Annotated in this window: 22 protein-coding genes and 1 tRNA gene; 9 read left to right on the top strand and 14 right to left on the bottom strand. The window is 73.1% G+C overall.

Annotated elements, in window-relative coordinates:
* Window positions 1–115 precede the first annotated feature (115 nt).
* Window positions 116–907, top strand: coding sequence for a DUF2785 domain-containing protein (locus tag ACFY7H_RS14820; RefSeq protein ID WP_388937985.1), 792 nt, complete (start codon window positions 116–118; stop codon window positions 905–907).
* Between the two features lie 52 nt (window positions 908–959).
* Here ACFY7H_RS14820 and ACFY7H_RS14815 read toward each other — a convergent pair whose 3' ends face one another.
* The 3 genes from ACFY7H_RS14815 to ACFY7H_RS14805 all read right to left on the bottom strand — a co-directional run bounded on the left by ACFY7H_RS14815 (window position 960) and on the right by ACFY7H_RS14805 (window position 3,211).
* A complete protein-coding gene (locus tag ACFY7H_RS14815) occupies window positions 960–1,196 on the bottom strand; it encodes a hypothetical protein (RefSeq protein WP_388937983.1) in 237 nt (78 codons plus the stop codon).
* Between the two features lie 231 nt (window positions 1,197–1,427).
* Window positions 1,428–2,252: a DUF1206 domain-containing protein gene (locus ACFY7H_RS14810; protein ID WP_388937981.1), complete on the bottom strand. Its 825-nt coding sequence runs from the start codon at window positions 2,250–2,252 to the stop codon at window positions 1,428–1,430.
* Window positions 2,253–2,377: 125 nt separating this feature from the next.
* On the bottom strand, window positions 2,378–3,211 hold the full coding sequence (locus ACFY7H_RS14805; RefSeq protein ID WP_388937980.1) for a hypothetical protein: 834 nt from the start codon (window positions 3,209–3,211) through the stop codon (window positions 2,378–2,380).
* A 192-nt stretch (window positions 3,212–3,403) separates the two neighbouring features.
* Here ACFY7H_RS14805 and ACFY7H_RS14800 point away from each other — a divergent pair, with 192 nt between their 5' ends.
* Window positions 3,404–4,057 (top strand): hypothetical protein, encoded by a 654-nt coding sequence (locus ACFY7H_RS14800; protein WP_388937978.1) that lies wholly within the window; start codon window positions 3,404–3,406, stop codon window positions 4,055–4,057.
* A 123-nt stretch (window positions 4,058–4,180) separates the two neighbouring features.
* On the opposite strand, the gene ACFY7H_RS14795 is transcribed toward ACFY7H_RS14800, so the two are convergent.
* The 4 genes from ACFY7H_RS14795 to ACFY7H_RS14780 all read right to left on the bottom strand — a co-directional run bounded on the left by ACFY7H_RS14795 (window position 4,181) and on the right by ACFY7H_RS14780 (window position 7,304).
* Window positions 4,181–4,729 (bottom strand): GNAT family N-acetyltransferase, encoded by a 549-nt coding sequence (locus ACFY7H_RS14795; protein ID WP_388937977.1) that lies wholly within the window; start codon window positions 4,727–4,729, stop codon window positions 4,181–4,183.
* 72 nt (window positions 4,730–4,801) lie between these two features.
* Window positions 4,802–5,668 (bottom strand): DMT family transporter, encoded by an 867-nt coding sequence (locus tag ACFY7H_RS14790; protein ID WP_388937975.1) that lies wholly within the window; start codon window positions 5,666–5,668, stop codon window positions 4,802–4,804.
* A gap of 73 nt (window positions 5,669–5,741) precedes the next feature.
* Entirely contained in the window at window positions 5,742–6,152 is a 411-nt protein-coding gene (locus ACFY7H_RS14785; protein ID WP_388937974.1) for a VOC family protein, read from the bottom strand.
* An 81-nt stretch (window positions 6,153–6,233) separates the two neighbouring features.
* The gene (locus ACFY7H_RS14780) at window positions 6,234–7,304 is read right to left on the bottom strand and encodes a mechanosensitive ion channel family protein (protein ID WP_388937972.1); all 1,071 of its coding nucleotides are present in this window, start codon (window positions 7,302–7,304) and stop codon (window positions 6,234–6,236) included.
* A gap of 199 nt (window positions 7,305–7,503) precedes the next feature.
* Between ACFY7H_RS14780 and ACFY7H_RS14775 the strand changes: the two genes are divergently transcribed.
* The 3 genes from ACFY7H_RS14775 (at window position 7,504) to ACFY7H_RS14765 (ending at window position 9,818) form a co-directional block, all read left to right on the top strand.
* Window positions 7,504–7,953, top strand: a complete 450-nt coding sequence (locus ACFY7H_RS14775) for an SRPBCC family protein (RefSeq protein ID WP_388937970.1) — start codon at window positions 7,504–7,506, stop codon at window positions 7,951–7,953.
* A 353-nt stretch (window positions 7,954–8,306) separates the two neighbouring features.
* Window positions 8,307–8,543 (top strand): chaplin, encoded by a 237-nt coding sequence (locus ACFY7H_RS14770; RefSeq protein ID WP_388937968.1) that lies wholly within the window; start codon window positions 8,307–8,309, stop codon window positions 8,541–8,543.
* Window positions 8,544–8,693: 150 nt separating this feature from the next.
* The gene (locus ACFY7H_RS14765) at window positions 8,694–9,818 is read left to right on the top strand and encodes a hypothetical protein (RefSeq protein ID WP_388937967.1); all 1,125 of its coding nucleotides are present in this window, start codon (window positions 8,694–8,696) and stop codon (window positions 9,816–9,818) included.
* Between the two features lie 58 nt (window positions 9,819–9,876).
* Here ACFY7H_RS14765 and ACFY7H_RS14760 read toward each other — a convergent pair whose 3' ends face one another.
* Together ACFY7H_RS14760 and ACFY7H_RS14755 are read right to left on the bottom strand one after the other, a co-directional pair.
* Window positions 9,877–10,647, bottom strand: a complete 771-nt coding sequence (locus ACFY7H_RS14760; protein ID WP_388937965.1) for a CAP domain-containing protein — start codon at window positions 10,645–10,647, stop codon at window positions 9,877–9,879.
* 485 nt (window positions 10,648–11,132) lie between these two features.
* The gene (locus tag ACFY7H_RS14755) at window positions 11,133–11,666 is read right to left on the bottom strand and encodes a hypothetical protein (protein ID WP_388937964.1); all 534 of its coding nucleotides are present in this window, start codon (window positions 11,664–11,666) and stop codon (window positions 11,133–11,135) included.
* Between the two features lie 402 nt (window positions 11,667–12,068).
* On the opposite strand from ACFY7H_RS14755, the gene ACFY7H_RS14750 reads away from it, so the two are divergent.
* Window positions 12,069–12,245: a hypothetical protein gene (locus tag ACFY7H_RS14750; protein WP_388937963.1), complete on the top strand. Its 177-nt coding sequence runs from the start codon at window positions 12,069–12,071 to the stop codon at window positions 12,243–12,245.
* Window positions 12,246–12,299: 54 nt separating this feature from the next.
* On the opposite strand, the gene ACFY7H_RS14745 is transcribed toward ACFY7H_RS14750, so the two are convergent.
* Entirely contained in the window at window positions 12,300–12,482 is a 183-nt protein-coding gene (locus ACFY7H_RS14745; RefSeq protein WP_388937961.1) for a hypothetical protein, read from the bottom strand.
* 93 nt (window positions 12,483–12,575) lie between these two features.
* Between ACFY7H_RS14745 and ACFY7H_RS14740 the strand changes: the two genes are divergently transcribed.
* Window positions 12,576–12,650 (top strand) — tRNA-Trp (locus tag ACFY7H_RS14740).
* A 172-nt stretch (window positions 12,651–12,822) separates the two neighbouring features.
* On the opposite strand, the gene ACFY7H_RS14735 is transcribed toward ACFY7H_RS14740, so the two are convergent.
* The gene (locus tag ACFY7H_RS14735) at window positions 12,823–12,945 is read right to left on the bottom strand and encodes a hypothetical protein (protein ID WP_388937959.1); all 123 of its coding nucleotides are present in this window, start codon (window positions 12,943–12,945) and stop codon (window positions 12,823–12,825) included.
* 121 nt (window positions 12,946–13,066) lie between these two features.
* A complete protein-coding gene (locus ACFY7H_RS14730; protein WP_388937958.1) occupies window positions 13,067–13,933 on the bottom strand; it encodes a helix-turn-helix domain-containing protein in 867 nt (288 codons plus the stop codon).
* Between the two features lie 197 nt (window positions 13,934–14,130).
* On the opposite strand from ACFY7H_RS14730, the gene ACFY7H_RS14725 reads away from it, so the two are divergent.
* Window positions 14,131–14,985 carry a GNAT family N-acetyltransferase gene (locus ACFY7H_RS14725; RefSeq protein WP_388937957.1) on the top strand — a complete coding sequence of 285 codons (855 nt, stop codon included), beginning with the start codon at window positions 14,131–14,133 and terminating at the stop codon, window positions 14,983–14,985.
* 38 nt (window positions 14,986–15,023) lie between these two features.
* Here ACFY7H_RS14725 and ACFY7H_RS14720 read toward each other — a convergent pair whose 3' ends face one another.
* Window positions 15,024–16,007, bottom strand: coding sequence for an aldo/keto reductase (locus tag ACFY7H_RS14720; RefSeq protein WP_388937955.1), 984 nt, complete (start codon window positions 16,005–16,007; stop codon window positions 15,024–15,026).
* Window positions 16,008–16,134: 127 nt separating this feature from the next.
* On the opposite strand from ACFY7H_RS14720, the gene ACFY7H_RS14715 reads away from it, so the two are divergent.
* Window positions 16,135–16,722: a TetR family transcriptional regulator gene (locus ACFY7H_RS14715; protein ID WP_388937953.1), complete on the top strand. Its 588-nt coding sequence runs from the start codon at window positions 16,135–16,137 to the stop codon at window positions 16,720–16,722.
* Between the two features lie 31 nt (window positions 16,723–16,753).
* Here the strand turns inward: ACFY7H_RS14715 and ACFY7H_RS14710 are convergent, their stop codons facing one another.
* Window positions 16,754–17,611, bottom strand: coding sequence for a helix-turn-helix domain-containing protein (locus tag ACFY7H_RS14710; RefSeq protein ID WP_388937951.1), 858 nt, complete (start codon window positions 17,609–17,611; stop codon window positions 16,754–16,756).
* Window positions 17,612–17,691 lie beyond the last annotated feature (80 nt).

Genomic DNA, 17,691 nt, shown 5'->3' with positions numbered 1-17,691 from the left:
CTGGAAGCCGGTCGCGTGCGCCCGGGACGGCCCACCGGGCGCGCGCCGGTGCGGGTCCGCAGCCGGCCGGGATAATGGGCGGTGCGGCAGGCCTGGGCGGGCTATCCTGCGCGCCGTGATCAACTGGACCGAGATCGAAGCCGCCGACTGCGCGGTGCCCGCCGGCCGCTCCATGGAAGAGATGGTGCGGCTGCTGTCGGCTGCCCTCGCGGATCCGGATCCGCGGATCCGGGACGGGGCCCCGCACTCCGTCCTCGCGGCCTGGATAGCCCGCGGGGTGATACCCGCGCCCCGGCGGCTGGCACTGGGTGACGAGATGGCCGCCCGCTTCACCGATCCCGCGGTCCAGGCCCGTACCTTCGCCCCTCTCGTGCTCGACATGCTCGTGGCCGGGGGCGACTTCAGGCCCGCCTGGGTCGACGCCTTCGAGCGCTGGTATCCGGCGGAGACGGACCTGCGGGGCCACGACGAGGAGCTGGGCTGGCTGCACGCGGTGGCGCACGGCGCTGACCTGCTGAACCGGTTCGGATGCCGTCCCGAGGTGGACCCGGTACGGATGCTGGACCTCGCCGCCGCGCGGCTGACGGCACCCACCGCCCACGTGTTCGGCCAGCTGGAGGACGACCGGCTGGCGAGGGCGCTCGCCCGGGTGCTGACCCGGCACGACATGAGCGAGCGCGACGCGACCTCGTGGCTCGAACCGGTCGCCGCCCGCTTCGGCTCGGACCGTGTCCCCTCGCCGGTCCCCGCGCACCTGACGAACTGCCTGCGCACGCTCCGGATGCTCTACGTCTTCGCTGACCGTGGGGTGCGGCCGGACCCCGCGTCCGCGCCGGTGGCCCTGCACCACCGCGCGGCGGTCAAGGCCGCGCTGGCGCGGACCCTCGACGCCGTCATCAGGCGCTGAGGAGGACGGGACCGGGCCGGCGGGAGCGGGCGGGGCCGTCCGCCCCGTCCGATCAGTGCAGGGTCCAGGTGAACTTGCCGCCGCCGACCCACCGGACCTCGTCCAGGTCGTCGAGGTCATGGATGGTGATCCCCGCCTCGGCGGCGACCAGCAGCACGTCCGTCATCGACTCCGCGCGGCCGACGACCTCTCCGTCGAGCTCGACGATCCGGAAGGGCGGGGTACCGGGTTGGAGGCCCAGGACGGTGATGCGCGCCGGGGAGAGGTGAGGTGTCAAGCCTTCGGTCATGGGGAGACGGTTGCACGCCGTGACCGGTGAGGGGCGCGACGACACGTCGCGGGGGGCCGATCGGTGGCGTACGGGCGACCGTGCGCGGGCCGGCTCGGCCGAGGGGCCGGGCGGGCGGGTTCGCCACGCCGGTGGCCCCGCGGTGCCGGCGGCGGCGCCGGGGGGCTGGGCGCGGAGACCCGCGGGGCATCCGCCGCCGCGGGTCCGGGCGCTTCGGCACGGGCGCGCCGGTCAGACCCGCCGCCAGGCGGCCATCGCCCACGAGAACAGGCCGAACAGCACCAGGCCCGCCGCCACCACGACCAGCAGCCACGGCCCCGCCGGGGTGTCGGCGAAGGCGCGCAGGGTGTCGTCGATGCCCTTGGCCTTGCCGGGGTCGTACTCCACCGCCGCGTAGAGCGCACACCCGCCCACACCCGCGAACAGGGCGCCCCGGGCGAGGCCGCCGGCCACGCCGAGCGCCTCGACGACACCGTTCAGCCAGCCCGGCCGCGAGGGCACCTCCAGGTCGTCGCGGAACGTGCGCCGCACCGCCGACACCGCGATCACGACTCCGCCGACGGCGACGGCGAGTCCCACCAGACCGACCAGCCAACGGCCGCCGGGCCACTCGAGGACGCTCGCGGTGGCGTCGCGCGACTGCTCGTCGCTGGACTTCCCGCCGCCCTGCCCGGCCGCGAAGGCGAACACGGACGCCGCGACCACGGCGTAGAAGACCGCCCGGAAGGCCGCCGCCAGCCGTTTGCCGGCCTTGCGCCCGTCGGACCCGGCCCCGCCGAAGACCGCTTCCGACAGGCGCCACAGGGTCATCCCGACCAGGCCGATGGCGACGGCCCAGATCAGGAGCCGGCCCAGGGGCCCGGCCGCCAGTCCGGCGAGCGCTCCCTGCCGGTCCGCCTGCCGCCCCGGGTCCTGGCCGAACGCGATGCGCAGGGCGATCGCGCCGATCAGGACGTACAGGACCCCCCGCGTGGCCAGCCCCGCCCGGGCGGCGGCGACGATCCCGGTCCGGGAGGCGCCGCTGCGGACCCCGCTCCCACCAGAAGTCGATTGCATGATCAGCCCTCCGGTCCGGGAGCGCGGTCGCGCTCCCCTTCCGGGCGTCTGCCCCGTACGGCGCCGTTGTCCCAGACACGTTCGGAGTGGTCACGCCGCGTGGACCGGTCGTCCACGGCTCAGGATCAGCGGCCCAGGGCCCGGCGCAGGGTGATCCCGTACCGGCCGCGCAGGCGGCGCACCTCCCAGACCGAGAGCGCGGTCACCGACAGGGGGCCGCCGAGGAGGAACGTGTACAGCACCTCCGGGGGTGCGGCGACGTCCGGGCCGTTGAAGACCTGGAAGGCGAAGAGCGACCACACCAGCAGCGGCGAGAGCAGGGCGGGGAGCAACTGGTGGACGTCGGAGGCGCGGAAGCAGGTGGTGACGCAGACGTAGGCCGTGACGATCGTGTACGGGACCGAGGCGATCAGCAGGGCGATGCCGATCAGCCAGCCGATGACGAGTACGACGAAACTGAGCAGCGAGCAGAGGATCCCGCGGCCGACGATCGCGGAGAAGAAGTCCATCAGGTCTTCTCCGCCGACGAGTTCGCCCTTGACGGTCCTGAGGGACAGCCAGGTCACGGCGGGGCCCAGGGCGAGCGCCAGCATGGACACGAGCGGTCCCAGCAGCCGGCGGGCGAAGGCGCGGCGCCGGTCCGGGGTGCCCGCGGCGAGGAAGGCGGTGATGCCGATGACGCTCCCCGCGAGCAGAACGGCGCAGGCGATGCCGAGTTCGACGAGTTTGCCGAGGACGAACTCCTCCCGGCCCGAACTCAGCGGGTAGGCCACGACGAGCCACACCGCGGCGACCATGCCGAGGAGCGTCCTTCCGAGCCGCATCCCGCTGATGAGCCTGTCGTGCGGGCGTTCGTCCGGTCCGGGGGCGTGGTCGCCCATGCAGGTGTGGAAGAACTCGTTCGCCGTGGCGAGGATTCCGCCCCCGTCGGCGCCCACCTGCGGCCTGGCCGTGCTCACTCGCTGCTCCCCCGGTCCTGCCCCTGCTCCGCGCGGCGCGTGAGCGCACCGCGAATGCCGAACAGACTAACGGATCTTGAACAGTTGGCCGGTCCGGGTGCGGGTGTCCCCATCGCGAAGGGACACGTCCACACAGCCGCGAAGCGGTCCCTGCCGCCGGGGGTGTCAGTGCCTTTTGGCAGCATGCCCCCCATGAGCAAGGTAGTGAACTACAGCATGGCGAACCGCGGCGAGGTGCTGCGCTTCGTGCCCGCCCTGGACCTGACCGCCGACGAATCGCGACGCCTCGAGAACATGCGGGCCAGGGCACGGGCGCGTCAGGCCGATCTCGACCGCCAGGGCGTGGACTGGGGTCTGCCGGTCCCGGACGCACTGGAGGAACTGATAGCCGGCCGCGCCGAATCCTCCGCCGACTACGCCGGGTGCGCCTACTACGCGGCCCTCCAGATCATCATCGACCACAACGCGAGCGACAGCTCCACCCTGGCGAGTTACCGCAGCCCGGTCACGTACTTCTCGGCTCTGGACGCCGCGCTGAGCGCGGAAGGCGTCCCGGCGGACCTGCTGCCGTACCAGTACGTCTTCAGCGGCCCGCCCTCGGAGATCCCCTTCCGCATCCCTCACCCCCTGGAAGGCTCACCGGAGATCGGATGCTGGCCGCTGGCGAAGGCCGGGCCCGCGGTCGAGGCCTACCGGGCGGTGCTGGACCGGATCGACTCCGATCTCCGGTACGACCTGGAGGAGCTCGTCAAGGCCCTCGACGGCTGGGCCTCGGAGTGGAACGGGGGGCAGGGCGCCTGGTGGTGGGCCGAGGACGGCTCGATCTTCTTCTCGATCACCGGCTGACCGGCCGCGCCGCATCCGGGGGCCGGCCGTGCCGGCCGCGGTCCGCCCTCGAATGCCCCGCGCGGACGTGAACGCGCCGCCCGGCGGACCGGGCCGGTCACCGTGGCGTGCGTGGCGGGAGGTCTACGAGGGGCGGTTGAGGCCCCACGTCTGCAGGACGAACGGCCGCCCCTTCTCCTCACCCTTGATCAGCGGTACGTCGAGCAGGCCGAAACCGGCCTTCCGCGCCACGGAGACGCTGGCGGCGTTCTCCGCCTCCAGTTCGAGGATGACCTGCTCCGCGCCCAGCTGCTCGAACGCGTACGCGGCCATCACCCGTACCGCCCGTGCCGCCAGTCCTCGGCCCCGGTGCGCGGGGCCGACCGCGTAGCCGATCTCCATGCCCTCGGGGGCGCGCCGCAGCATGATCTCGCCGAGCGCCGCGCCGCCGTCGACGGTGATGGCGAGCAGGACGGTCGTGCCCTCCTGCCGCAGCTGCCGGGCCCGTACCAGCCGTGTCCGCGCGGCCGCCTCGTCGAAGGGCGAGACGATCGGCGTCCAGTACGCGATGTCCGGGTGGTCGAACAGCTCCGGCATCGCGGCCAGGTCCGCCTCCGTCCAGTCACGCAGGACGAGCCCCTCGCCCGTGAGCTCGATCCGCTCGGGCAAGGACGACGATGTGGCACTGCTCATGTGTGGGACCTCCCTGGCCTGTTCAGAACGAGGCAAGATAACCGAGACGGACCCAGGAGCAGGCATGTTTTCTTACGGGGTGCCGGTGTCGGGCGGGGTGGCGACCCTGGCCAGGGCCAGTACGCCCGCGCAGATCACGGCCAGGCCCAGGAACTGCGGGACCAGCCACCAGTGGGCCCGCAGGTGCTCCTCGTACAGCAGGACGCCCAGCGCGATGCCGACGCCGGCGTCGCCGAGGGTGAGCGCGGGCTGCGAGGCGACCAGCGGGCCGCCCTGCATGGCGTGTCCGAGGAGCAGCAGGGCGCAGACGCCGGTCAGGGCGAAGGCGTAGGTCTGCCAGGCCGTCAGGAACGCGCCCGCACCGCCGTCGTCGAGTGTGTGCACGGCCGACTTCATCAGGGCCGCCGTGATGGCGTAGCAGACGGCGGTGGCCGCGCCGAGGCAGCCGGCCCGCATCCGGCCGGGCGGCCGCCGCAGTCCGGCCGCGGCCAGGGCGGCCACCGCCGCGGCGCACGCCACCAGTGCCAGGACCCAGCGGCCGAACGGGACCTGCGTACGGTTCCCGGTCGGCGCGGCGGCCGCCAGGACGATGCCGAGCCCGGCCACGACTCCCGCCACGGCGAGCCACAGGGTGTGCGGCAGCGGGCTCCGGGCGAGCACCGAGGAGATCAGCAGGGCGAGCGGCAGTTCCAGCACGAAGAGGGGCTGTACGAGGGCCAGGGGCCCCGTGGCCAGTGCCGCGGCCTGTCCGGCGCCCGCCGCGATGACCGCCAGGATCCCGCCGAGCCACACGGGCCGCCGCAGCAGGTCGAGGACGAGCCCCAAACGGAATCCCTCGCTCTGCGGGACGGTGAGGGACGCCCGCCGCTGGAGGACGGTCCCGAGCGCGTTGCTGGACGCCGCGAACAGTGCGAAGAGGACCGGCAGGAGGAAGCCCATGCCCCGATCCTCACCGCACCGGTGGCCGGTCGCCGCCGTGACACCGCGTACGGTCCCTCCGGCGCCGCGCCGCTCACCCCTCCGGCGGCCCTTCGTGGGCGGCGAGTACGAACGGGTGGCCCGCCGGGTCGGCGTAGCGGCGCAGCGTGGTCCGGCTGCCCGGCCGGGTCTCGCCGCCCTCGGCGGCCAGCGGGCGGGCCCCCAGGGTCACCGCCTCGCGTTCGGCTTCGTCGAGGGACCGCTCCGCCACGAGGATGCGCAGCTCGGCCCGCTGGGCCTCTCCCGGGGGCGGCCAGCTCGGCGGGGTGTGGTCCGGGTCTCGGCGGACGCCGAGGACGACGCCCGTGCGGCCGGTGACGAGGATGAGGTCTCCGTCTCCCTCCGCGGGGCCGGCCGTGGCCCCGGTCAGTTCGGCGTAGAAACGGGCCAGGACCTCGGGCTCGGCGCTGTCCAGGACGAGGACGGCTGTCTTGGGTACGGTCATGAGCCGCGTGTGCCCCTCGGCCGTTACCGCATGCGTGAGCCGCCCCAACGTGCCCCTGGGGTAAGGATGTTGGCCTCACGCTCACCCGCCGGGCTCCGCCTCGCCGAACCCGGGCGCGCCCGGCGACGGCGCGAGGAGGACGCGGGGCAGGGCCTCCGGATGCTTCTCCGACAGCCAGGCGATCAGCTGTTCCCGGACGGCACAGCGCACCGTCCACAGGTCGTCGGCGTCCTTGGCCGTGACGATCACGCGTACCAGCATGGTGGAGGGGGTCGTCTCGGTGACCGCCACGTCCCAGCCGCGCCCGTCCCACTCCCGGCACCGGGTGAGTATCTCGTGCGCCTTGTCCCGTATGAGGTCCACGGGGGCGGCGTGGTCGCAGTGGAGGAAGACGGTGCCGGTCATCTGGACGCCGCCGCGCGACCAGTTCTCGAAGGGGCGGGTGGTGAAGTACGAGACGGGCATCGTGATCCGGCGCTCGTCCCAGGTGCGTACGGCGAGGAACGTCAGCGTGATGTCCTCCACCACACCCCATTCGCCCGCGACCACGACCGTGTCCCCGATGCGCACCATGTCGCCGAAGGCGATTTGGAAGCCGGCGAAGAGGTTGCCCAGGGTGGACTGGGCGGCGACGCCCGCGACGATGCCGATGATCCCGGCGGACGCGAGCACCGAGGTGCCCAGTGCGCGGAAGCTCGGGAAGGTCAGCAGCATCGCCGCGGCCGCGACGACCACGACGACGGCGGTCACGACCCGCATGATCAGGGTCACCTGCGTGCGCACCCGGCGGACCCTGGCCGGGTCTCGGGTGCCGGTGGCGTAGCGGGCGTACGCGGATTCGACGACGGCCGAGGCCACGCCCACAACGAGCCAGGCACCGGCTCCGATCAGGGCGAGGGAGAGGACGCGGCCCACGACGGCCTCGTGTTCCTGGAGCGGCCGCCACGCGGTCTGCTGGAGCGCCCCTCTGAGCAGCGCGGCCAGGAGCACGATCTGCAAGGCCGGACGGCAGCGGCGCAGCGAGTGCCACAGGGGTGTTTCGGGGTGACGTGCGTCGGCCCGGCGCAGCAGCAGGTCGACGGCCCAGCCGGCCGCGCCCGTCAGCAGGATCGCGGCGGCCAGGACGGCAAGCGGGCGGAGAGCGGCGTTCATTCATCTCCTCGGCGGATGTGGACGGCGACGTCACGGACCTCCACGCCCCTGCCCCGACCTCGGGAGCCGACACCCTCACGGCGCCGGCGGGGGCCGGCGCATGGGCCTGGCGAGGGTGGGTACCCGGGGCCGTGGACGTCCTGACGGAGCGACCGGCACCGAGGGGTGCGGGGCTGCCGGGGACAGGGAAGGGGTGCACATGTCGCATGTCGAGGAGTACGTCGAGGTCAACGTTCCGGTACGTACGGCCTACAACCAGTGGACGCAGTTCGAGGACTTCCCCGCCTTCATGGAGGGCGTCGAACGCGTCGAGCAGCGGAGCGACACGCTCACCCACTGGGTGACGAACGTGAACGGTGTGCAGCGCGAGTTCGACGCGCGGATCACCGAGCAGCTCCCGGACCAGCGCGTCGCGTGGATGACGGTGGACGGGGAGACCCGGCAGGCCGGACTGGTCGTCTTCCAGCCGATCGACGCGAGCACCACCAAGGTCGTCCTGCACATGAACTGGGTGCCCGAGGGACTGGCCGAGAACGCTGCCGACAAGCTGGGCTTCGTCAAGCGCCAAGTGGCCGGGGACCTCAAGAGGTTCAAGCTGTTCATCGAGTCGCGCGGGGTCGAGACGGGTGCCTGGCGGGGCGAGGTCTGACCACGGCCGGGGCGATCCGCCCTACGCCCCGCACGTACGCGAAGGCCCCGGCCTCCGTGAGGAGGCCGGGGCCTTGATCGAGCGCTGGGCAGGCCTTGCACCTGCATTCCCCCACGGGAAGTGGGGTGTCTTTCCTTGGACCACCAACGCCTGTCCCCCCACCGTGTTCCACGGCGGCGAGCTCGAGATCAACTATACGGCACTCGGCCGGGCGGTACGAACCGCCGCGCCGGCCGGCCGCCCCGGTCGCCGTTGGTGACGTAACACGCCGTTGGTCAGGTGAATGCCGGGCTCCAGGCACTCACAAGCGGTGTGATCCTGCTTCGACGTTCCGTCATCTACCTTGGAGTGACATGCGCATTCGAACTGCGATCGCCGCCACCGTCCTGGCCGCGGCCGGCATTCTGGGCGCCGGCGGTTCCGCCGTCGCCGACGCCAACGCCAACGGCCTCGCCGTCGGCTCCCCGGGCGTCCTGTCCGGCAACGTCGTCCAGGTGCCGATCCACATCCCGGTCAACGCGTGCGGCAACAGCATCAACCTCATCGGCCTGGTCAACCCGGCGGCCGGCAACGTCTGCGTCAACGCCTGACGGCGGCGCGGCCCCGGCCGCGTCCCGACGGTCCCGCCCGGGTGGGGAAGCCCGCCCGGGCGGGACCGTCGTCCCGCCCGGCGGACACCCCGCTCCCGTGCGGGACCCGCCGGGATACCTTGTTCCTCCAGCTCAAAAGGGGGAACAGTGATGTCGTACAACGCCGGGTGGGGTCCGCACCCCGGCCATTCCGCGCCGCAGTGGGCAGGGGGCTGGATCCCGCCGGCTCCGCAGCCGGGGGTCATACCCCTGCGTCCGCTCGACGTGGGCGAGATGATCGGCGGCGCCTTCACGGCCTTGCGCCGGTACTGGAAGCCGCTGGTCGGCGTCGTGCTCGCGGTACAGGGCACCGGATTCCTGCTGGCGATCGCCGCGGTGGTGATCGCGGTCCTGGCCTTGCCCGACAGCTTCTCCGCGGTCTTCGACCCCGCGCCGGGACAGCGGCCCGACGGCGCGGAGGTCACGGACGTGGTTCTGGCCCTGCTGCCCGGGGGCCTGCTGCTGATGTTCGTGATGCTGGCCGGCACGGCGGTGATCGGCGCCCTGTGCCCGGCGGTGGTGCAGGAGGCCGTGCTCGGCCGCACCGCCACCTTCCGCTCGATGTGGCGCCGCAGCTGGTCCCGGATGCCTTCGGTGCTCGGCGTCGTTTTGCTGATCGGGCTGATCGCGGGCGGGCCGGTTCTCCTGATCTACGCGATCGGTTTCCCGCTCGCCCTCACGACCTGGGACGGATCCGGCCCGCCGGCCGCCTTCCTGCTGGTCATCGCGGGCGCCCTGGCGTGGATGCCGGTGGCGGTCTGGCTCATGACGCGGTTCAGCCTCGCGCCCGCCACGGCGGTGTTCGAGGGGCTCGGCCCCGTCGACGCACTGCGGCGCTCGGCCCGGCTGGTCGGCGACAGCTGGTGGCGCGTCTTCGGCATCACCCTTCTCGCGTACGCCATCGGGATGATCGGGGGTTACACCATCCAGATGCCGTTCGGCCTGGTGGGCGTCCTCGCGCTGTTCCCCGCCCTGCTGGGCGCCGGTGCGGGCGGCGGGGACGTCGCACCGCTGGTCTTCGGAGTCGTCGTGTACTCCGTCTGCCTGCTGGCCGGCGTCGTGGTCAGCGCGCTGTTCCAGATGGTCTACCCCCAGCTCGCGGTCTCGCTGCTGTACGTCGACCAGCGGATGCGCAAGGAGCACCTCGCGGCGGCCCTGGTCATGGCCGCCCAGCCCGCGCAGGCGCCGGGCCCGGGGCCGGGTCCCGGTTGGGGTCCGGGTCCGGCGTCACCCTGACGGGCGTCCCGGCCGCCCGGGCGCAGCGGCGCCCGGGCCCGTGGGGCACCTGCGGGGATCAGCGTGCCGCGCCGAAGTCCTGCGTCCAGTACTGGCCCGGCTGGGCGAGGCCGATGCCGATCTCCTTGTAGGAGCAGTCGAGGATGTTCCGCTTGTGTCCGGGGCTGTTCATCCAGCCCTCCATGACCTGCTCGGGGCTGTTGTACCCGTAGGCGACGTTCTCGCCGTACGTGCGCCACTCGTACCCCGCGCGGGTGAGGCGCCGGCCGGCGTCGGAACCGTCGGAGCCGGTGTGGGACATGTTGCGGTGGGCGGCCATGTCCGCGCTGTGGTCCTGCGCGGCCTTCGTCAGCTTCTCGTTGATGGTGACCGCCGGGCAGCCGGCGGCGGCGCGCGCCTGGTTGACGAGTTCCAGGACCTTGGTCAGGGCGTCGGACGGCGCACCGGGGGCCTGCGGGGCGGCGGGCTCGGCCGAGACCTCCGCCGGCCGGGGCTGCGGCTGGGACCGCTGGGGCTGCCGCGGCTGCGGGCGCGCGGGCGGCGCGGCCGGGGCGACCTGCTCGGCGGGCTGCTCGGCGACGGGCCGTACCGGTTCCGCCGCATCGGCGCCGGGGAGCGCGGGCGTGTCGGCCTGGACCGGAGCCTGCGCCGGGAGCGGCGCCCCGGTGTCGCCGAAGGGCACGTCCAGCTGCGCCGCGGCCGGCCGGACGCGGCCGGTGTCCTCGGTGTCCAGGCACGCCATGGCGGCGGTGGGCACGCCCACGACGGCCAGCGCCCCGACGGCGACGGCTATTTTCCTGTAGTGCGTCTTCTTACGGTGCTTCTTCATGCGGGACCTCACTCGGTGATCGCGAAGCTCCCGGCGCCGGACCGCGAGAGCGCCGGAGGATGCGCCATTCTTAGAAGGCCCGCAGAGGCATCGCAAGCCGGCACCGACGGACCCGTCGGGTGTTCCCGGCTCCGGCTTGAAAGGGCGCGAAGATCGTGCATCGGCGCCGCCACGGCCGGCCGGGCTCAGCTGACGCGCCGCTAGAACCACCTCGCACCAGGAACGTTGGGCGAGGGGAAATGAGAGCCCCTCATTCCGTTTCTGGCGGAGTGCGGTATGTCCACGCCAAACAGGGACAAATAGCGAAATGATCGGCTCTGACGATCTTCGCGAGCCCCTACGGACCGGCGAAAGCGCTGTGTCGCATGTCACGCATAAGGAAAGCCCCGTACCCCGTCGGCTGACGGGCGTACGGGGCTCACGAGCGGACCCGGACGGCGGGGACGGGTACGGCGCCCCCGCGGCCGGGCACCTCTCGTCCTGCGTCAGAGGGAGCTCTTCGACGCGCTGGCGACGACGCACTCCTTGTACTCGCTGCCGTTGCCCTTCCCCAGGTACGGGGTCGTGGCCTCGGTCTGCTGGGACGCTCCCGCCTTGACCTTCAGGCCGCTCACCCGGGCCTGGGCGGGGATCGCGGCGGGGGTCGCGGTGGAGGTCGAGTCGCCGCGGAACTTCATCGTGATGTTGTACGTGTAGTCCAGCGAGCCGCTGTTGGTGACGGTGAGCTTGGCGACCAGGTTCTTGCCGGTGCTGTCCAGCTTGCACCCGTCGATCCGGATGTCGCGCTCGGCCTTGTCCCTGGAGCCGCCCGTGACCGAGCCGCTGGTGGAACTGGAGCTGGTACCGCTGCTGGTGCCGGTGGTGGTGCTGCTGTCACCGCTGGTGCCGGTGGTGCCACCGCTGATGCTGGTGCTGCTGCTGTCGCTGCCACCGGTGGTGCTGCCACCGCTGGAGCTGCTGGAGCTGGAGCTGCTGCCGCCGCCACAGCTGGCACCGTGCGAACCACGGGCTCCGGTCAAAGCGACGACGGCGATTCCGAATACTGCGACCGCGCGGACATGGCGAAGCTTCACGTTCAAACCCCGTTGAAATATCAGTGAGCAGGAGGGCCCGCCTTGACGGGCGCACGTCACCCTACCGTCGACGGGAGGGTGCTCCGGACACCTTTCGGGCGGCGCTGCGCGCCAACGGGGGGTGCGGGGCCGGGAGTCGGATGCGGGACCGCCCGGCGTCCTCGGGCGTCCTCGCAGCTCGCGGGGCGGACGGGCCCGCACCGGACCCGCACACCTCCGTGAACGTATCCGCACCACGGACACACACCACCCTCACGCGCCGGTCCGTGCCCGACGGGGCGCGGCCCGGGGCGATGCGTGTCAGGGTGAACGGAGGAATCGCACCCCGGCACGGAGGAGTCACCCGTCATGGGCGGTACGAAGGACACGCGGCAGGGGCCCGGCGAACGGCGCGAGGAACGCCAGCCGCCTCAGCCGCCCAGCCAGGACCCCGTCCACCCCGAACCCGTCACCGCGTCCCGCAGCAAGCGGGCGGAGGAGAAGGGGCGCCGCCTGGAGGAAGAGCGCCGGCGCGAGGGCTCCTGAGCGCCGCGGCCGGCCCGGGACCCTCCGCGCAGGCCCTCCCGTACGCGGCGACGGTCAGCGCCGCCGCCGCACGTCCGGCGGATCGTCCTTCGGCCACAGGCCGATCATGTCCAGCAGGGCCTCCAGGTCCTCCGCATCGAGGGCGCGGGAGGCGACCGCGCGCCGGGCGGCGGCCCGGTCCATGCTGTCGGCCCGGGCCAGGAGTGCCGGCTCGTCACATCCGAAGGGATCCTTCATACGACCGATGCCACCACGCCCCCGGCACTTCCGCAGCCGCCACTGCTCCCATCAGCCCCCGCCCGGGGGCGCCACGTAGGATGCCGGGCGGGCGGAGCCGTAGCGCAGAGGTCGACGCGCGCGGTCTCCAACACCGTGAGGACGCCGGTTCGAATCCGGCCGGCTCCGCCTCCTTCCCGTCGGCCACCGCCAGGGGGGATCAGGCCGCCTGTCCGGCGGTGGCGTCGGTGCCGGGGCCGTCCAGGACGGTGACGCCCGGACGGGTGAAACGGCCGGGACGGGCGGGTTCCGGCCTCGGGTCAGAGCCGGTCCGCCGCGTCCTGGCCGCGGGGGTGAAACGTCAGCGGGCGTTCCCGTCGCCGCCCTCCCTGCGCCGACGGGAGCGCCGGCCCAGGGCTCCGGCCAGTCCGATCAGGCCGCCCGTGAGCGCGCCGGCCACGAGGATGCGCAGCAGGTCTTCCATCGAGTACTCCCCCTCTGGTCAGTCCCGGGCGGGAGTGTCCGTCCGCCCCGGGTGATCGACTACGAACGGGGACACTAGCGACGCGCGGGCCTCCCGGCTTGGACGAATCCGACCTCGCCCCTCACAGGGGAAGTGCCCCCTCCGACACACGGGCGGCGGCCATCCGTCCGGGAGTGGTTCCGGCGAGGGCGCGGAATTCCCGGTTCAGATGGGCCTGGTCGTAGAAGCCGCAGGCGGCCGTCACTTCGGTGAGCCGCGCGCCGCCCCGGGTGATCAGCCCTACCGCCCGGTGGAAGCGGAGCACGCGGGCGGACGCCTTGGGCGTCAGACCCACCTGTTCGGTGAACCGGCGGGCCAGGTAGCTCTGGCTCCAGCCGACTTCGGCCGCGATCCGGCCGACCGGGACCGCCCCGCCCGTACGGGACAGCAGGCGCCACGCGTGGCTCACTTCCCGGGAGGGAACGGGCCCGTTCTGGAACCCTGCCGTCAGCGCGGCGTCCAGCAGGTCGAACCGGGTCCCCCAGTCGGGGGCGGCTGCCAGCCGGTCCACCAGCACGTCGGCCCCGGGGCCGAGGACGTCCCCGAGTCCGACGGCCCGGTTGGTCAGCTCGCTCATCGGGACCGCGAAGAGACGGTAGGCGCCGAGCGGGGTCAGTTCGAGCCGTATCGCCTCCTGGCCCCCGGGATGCTCACACACCCTGGGCCCGTCCTCCAGGCCCACGACCAGCGAACCCGGCACCGGCGCCCGCCCGTTCGGGTCCGTGTCGTCCAGCCGCCGGACCTGGGCGAACGGCTCCCCCAGGCTGATCACCACGACGGCCCGCCCGTTGGGCACGATCCGTACTCGGTAGGGCGAGGCCGCCGTCTCCCAGTAGCCGGCGTAGCTGTGCACGTACGGGCGCAAGGGGGCGGGCCACGGCCGGGTCACCCGCCACCGCCCCGCGCCCACGCGGGTCATCCCGACGCGCATGTCGCTCTCTCCCGTCACGTGCACCGGCGTCCCGCAGGACCGGAGTGCGGGCGGCGTGCCGGTGCCGGCAGGTGCGGGGCCGCGTCGCGCGATCCGTCCAAACGGTCGTCCGGCGAGGATGTCACGGCCGGCCGGGGATCCGCCACGGCCAAGGGCGCCCGGCGGATCAGGAGGCTCCGCCCCCGCCGGGTCCACGGGAGACCTAGGGTGGACGGATGAACGAGATGGAGATCGTCGCCGAACACGACGCGTGGCGGGGCGGGTTCGAGGAGCGGGTGCTGGCCGCGTACCGGGCCGCGGGCTGCTCGGAGCCGCTGGCCCGGGCCCTGCTGGAGCGGGCCGTGAAGGGGATCGACGGCTGGACGGTGGCCACGGACGGCACCGGGTGGATCGCGGTCGGGGTGACGGAGGACAACGGGGCGGTGGTGGGCCGGATCCACGACCTCACGGTGCCGCACGGCCGGGAGTGGGCCGAGCGGTGGTGTGCCGAGCACGGCGCCGAACGTATCGAGGTCCGGCTCACCGGCGGAGCCGGACCCTTCGCCGGATATCCCGTACGCGGGCAGAACCGGATGCGTACCGTCCCCGAACGGCCCGCGCTGCCGCTGGGGCTGACGGTCCGCCGGCTCACGGAGGACGAGTACCCCGCCTGGTACGCCGGCGAGGAGGCCGCCTACATCGCGGACATAGTCCGGGCCGGAGTCCTGACCCCGGAGCAGGCCAAGGAGAAGTCCGACCGGGACTTCGCCCGGCTCCTTCCGCTGGGCTACCTGACCCCCGGCCACGCCTTCTACGCCATGGAGACCGACGGCGAGATGATCGGCACCGGCTGGGTGAATCACGGGTTCCTGCCGGGGGTCACCTTCGGCTTCTCCCTGGAGGTGTACGAGGAGCACCGCGGCAAGGGCTACGGCCGGTCCGCGATGGCCGTCGGCGAGTGGGCGACCCGGCACGGCGGCGACGAGGCGCTGATGTTCAACGTCTTCGGCGGGAACGAGGTCGCGATGGGCCTGTACGACAGCACGGGCTTCGCGGTCCTGGACGAGTACCGCTCCATCCCCCTGCGCTGACGTGACCCACGGCCGGCGAGGGCGGCCGGCCCGGGGGCTCAGCCGTTCAGCGACGCCATGAGCTCGGGTGCGTAGCGGTCGCCCGAGACCACGCCGTGCGGCGCGACGGCGTCGATGGAGGCCAGGTCGGCGTCGGTCAGGGTGACCCCGGTCGCGGCGACGTTCTCCTCCAGGTAGCGGCGGCGCTTGGTCCCGGGGATCGGAACGGCGCCCATGCGCAGGGTCCAGGCCAGCGCGAGCTGCGAGGGGGTGATCCCCTTCTCGGCGGCGAGGGACCGGACGCGGTCGACGACGGCCAGGTTGCGGTCGAAGTTGTCGCCCTGGAAGCGGGGGTCCGTGCGCCTGAAGTCGTCGTCGGCGAAGTCGTCCGGGCTGGTCACGGCTCCGGAGAGGAAACCGCGGCCGAGCGGCGAGTAGGCGACGAGGCCGATGCCGAGCTCGCGCAGGGTGTCGCGTACACCATCGTGCTCGATCCCGCGCTCGAAGAGGCTGTACTCGGTCTGCACGGCGGCCAGCGGGTGCACGGCGTGGGCGCGGGCGATGGTGGTCGCGGCGGCCTCGCAGATCCCGATGTGGCCGACCTTGCCGGCGGTGACCAGATCGGCCATGGCGCCGATGCTCTCCTCGATGGGCACGGCCGGGTCGACGCGGTGGAGGTAGTACAGGTCGATGTGGTCGGTGCCGAGGTGGCGCAGGGAGCGGTCGGCGGAGCGGCGGATGTACTCGGGTGTGCCGTTGTGGCCCCGGAAGGTGCCCTCGTCGGTGAACTCGACACCGGTCTTCGTGGCGACCACGGCGGCGTCACGGCGGCCGCGGAGGGCCTTGCCGAGGAGCTGCTCGTTGAGGAAGGGGCCATAGCCCTCGGCGGTGTCGAGCAGGGTCGCGCCCAGTGCGAGGGCGCGGTCGATGGTGGCGAGGGACTCGGTCTCGTCGGCGGCTCCGTAATGGGCGCTCATGCCCATGAGGCCGAGACCTTCGGCGCCGACCTCCAGGCCCTGGCGTCCCAGTGCGCGGATCTCCATGGTGTTCCTCCGGGGGGTGGGGTGGTGGGGGCCGGTCAGCCCTAAGTAACTAACCGGATAGTTCAAGTCTGCCGCGAGGGCGCGGTCGATGTCAATAACCGGATAGTTACTTGCTAGGGTGCCAGGCATGGCACGGGATTCCAGCGCAACCAAGGCCCGCCTGCTCGACGCCGCCTTCGCCGAGTTCGCCGCGTACGGCATCGCCGGGGCGCGGATCGACCGCATCGCGGCCAGCGCCCAGGCGAACAAGCGACTCATCTACGTCTACTACGGCAACAAGGAACAACTGTTCGACGCCGTGCTCCAGCGGGCCCTGGAAACGGGCTCGGAGTCCGTCCCCTTCGACGCGGAGGACCTGCCGGGGTACGCGGGGGCGGTCCTCGACCACTTCCTCGCGCACCCCGACCTGATGCGCCTGGTGCAGTGGAAGCAGCTGGAGCGGCCGGACACCACGGAGCTCGTCGCGGAGTCCTACCGGGGCAAGATCGCGGCCGTGGAGCGGGCCCAGGCGGCCGGGAGGATCGACCCGGACCTCGACCCGGAGGACGTCTTGACGCTGGTCATGGGGCTGGCGCAGGCGTGGGCGGGCGCGGTGGGCGGGCCCGCTGCGGGCGGCCCGGCCGGGGCCTGGCCGGCCGCGCGGCTGGCCCGTCACCGCGAGACGGTCGTGGAATCCGTCCGCCGCCTGATCAGACCGCCGCACGCGCGGGGATGACGGCGTCAGGGCCGGCAGGCCCTCCGCGGGGTCAGGGCCGGGAGCGGGCGGTGGACTGGGCCAGGAGATTGAGCGCCGTGTGGTGCTCGGAGCCGGCCGTGGCCGTGGCCACCAGGAGGGTCTGGTCGTCGCTGACGCGCAGGGCCTGCTGGGTCACGGTCAGGTTCCCCACCAGGGGATGCCACATACGCTGCTCGGCGGCGGTGCAGGGGCGGGCCCGGTGGTCGGCCCACATGGTCGCGAACTCGTCGCTCTTCATGCTGAGTTCGCCGACGAGTGCGCCGAGGAGCGCGTCGTCCGGGTGGCGGCCCGCCGCGTACCTCAGGTTGGCGACGGCGGCCTTGGCCTTGGACTCCCAGGTGGCGTACAGCTCGCGCAGGTACGGGTCGAGGAAGATCAGCGCCGCCATGTTCGGCCGGCCCGCGGGCCGGTCGGGCGCGGCGGGGTCGAGGTGGCCGGCGAACAGGGCGTGCCCCAGCGGGTTCCAGGCCAGGATGTCGGCGCGGCGGCCGGTCAGGACGGCCGGGACGTCGGGCATGGAGTCCAGCAGTGTCCGTGTCGCCTCGTCGACCCGTTCCGGCGGCGGGCGACGGACGACGGGCCGCCTGACGGCCAGGTCGGCGAGGTCGTGGACGTGCCGCCGCTCGGACTCGTCCAGGTTCAGCGCGCGGGCCAGCGCGTCCAGCACCTCCGGCGAGGCGTTGTGCGAATGCCCCTGCTCCAGCCGTGCGTAGTAGGAGGCGCTCACCCCTGCGAGGAGGGCGAGTTCCTCGCGGCGCAGGCCGGGGACGCGGCGCCGTTCGCCGTACGTGTCGAGGCCGATGTCCGCCGGTGTCAGCCGGGACCGGCGGGCCTGCAGGAACGCTCCGAGGCTGCTCTGTCCTTCCACGCGGCCCAGTATCGCGGGCCGCGCGGGGGCTTGCCCCTCCCTGCCGGGGATAGGCAGCGAAGGGTGTGGCTGCCACGCCG

The organism is Streptomyces sp. NPDC012794 (genome assembly GCF_042901085.1).
Lineage (GTDB): Bacteria > Actinomycetota > Actinomycetes > Streptomycetales > Streptomycetaceae > Streptomyces.
Note: the sequence above shows the minus strand (reverse complement) of the source record. Positions and strands in the feature narration are given on the sequence as shown.

Coding starts and splice junctions, on each gene's coding strand:
- ACFY7H_RS14780 (WP_388937972.1), bottom strand. CDS start 7,304: ATGAACGCCGCTCTCCGCCCGCTTGCCGTCCTGGCCGCCGCGATCCTG.
- ACFY7H_RS14815 (WP_388937983.1), bottom strand. CDS start 1,196: ATGACCGAAGGCTTGACACCTCACCTCTCCCCGGCGCGCATCACCGTC.
- ACFY7H_RS14720 (WP_388937955.1), bottom strand. CDS start 16,007: ATGGAGATCCGCGCACTGGGACGCCAGGGCCTGGAGGTCGGCGCCGAA.
- ACFY7H_RS14810 (WP_388937981.1), bottom strand. CDS start 2,252: ATGCAATCGACTTCTGGTGGGAGCGGGGTCCGCAGCGGCGCCTCCCGG.
- ACFY7H_RS14775 (WP_388937970.1), top strand. CDS start 7,504: ATGTCGCATGTCGAGGAGTACGTCGAGGTCAACGTTCCGGTACGTACG.
- ACFY7H_RS14725 (WP_388937957.1), top strand. CDS start 14,131: ATGAACGAGATGGAGATCGTCGCCGAACACGACGCGTGGCGGGGCGGG.
- ACFY7H_RS14765 (WP_388937967.1), top strand. CDS start 8,694: ATGTCGTACAACGCCGGGTGGGGTCCGCACCCCGGCCATTCCGCGCCG.
- ACFY7H_RS14760 (WP_388937965.1), bottom strand. CDS start 10,647: ATGAAGAAGCACCGTAAGAAGACGCACTACAGGAAAATAGCCGTCGCC.
- ACFY7H_RS14750 (WP_388937963.1), top strand. CDS start 12,069: ATGGGCGGTACGAAGGACACGCGGCAGGGGCCCGGCGAACGGCGCGAG.
- ACFY7H_RS14715 (WP_388937953.1), top strand. CDS start 16,135: ATGGCACGGGATTCCAGCGCAACCAAGGCCCGCCTGCTCGACGCCGCC.
- ACFY7H_RS14735 (WP_388937959.1), bottom strand. CDS start 12,945: ATGGAAGACCTGCTGCGCATCCTCGTGGCCGGCGCGCTCACGGGCGGC.
- ACFY7H_RS14800 (WP_388937978.1), top strand. CDS start 3,404: ATGAGCAAGGTAGTGAACTACAGCATGGCGAACCGCGGCGAGGTGCTG.
- ACFY7H_RS14790 (WP_388937975.1), bottom strand. CDS start 5,668: ATGGGCTTCCTCCTGCCGGTCCTCTTCGCACTGTTCGCGGCGTCCAGC.
- ACFY7H_RS14795 (WP_388937977.1), bottom strand. CDS start 4,729: ATGAGCAGTGCCACATCGTCGTCCTTGCCCGAGCGGATCGAGCTCACG.
- ACFY7H_RS14745 (WP_388937961.1), bottom strand. CDS start 12,482: ATGAAGGATCCCTTCGGATGTGACGAGCCGGCACTCCTGGCCCGGGCC.
- ACFY7H_RS14785 (WP_388937974.1), bottom strand. CDS start 6,152: ATGACCGTACCCAAGACAGCCGTCCTCGTCCTGGACAGCGCCGAGCCC.
- ACFY7H_RS14770 (WP_388937968.1), top strand. CDS start 8,307: ATGCGCATTCGAACTGCGATCGCCGCCACCGTCCTGGCCGCGGCCGGC.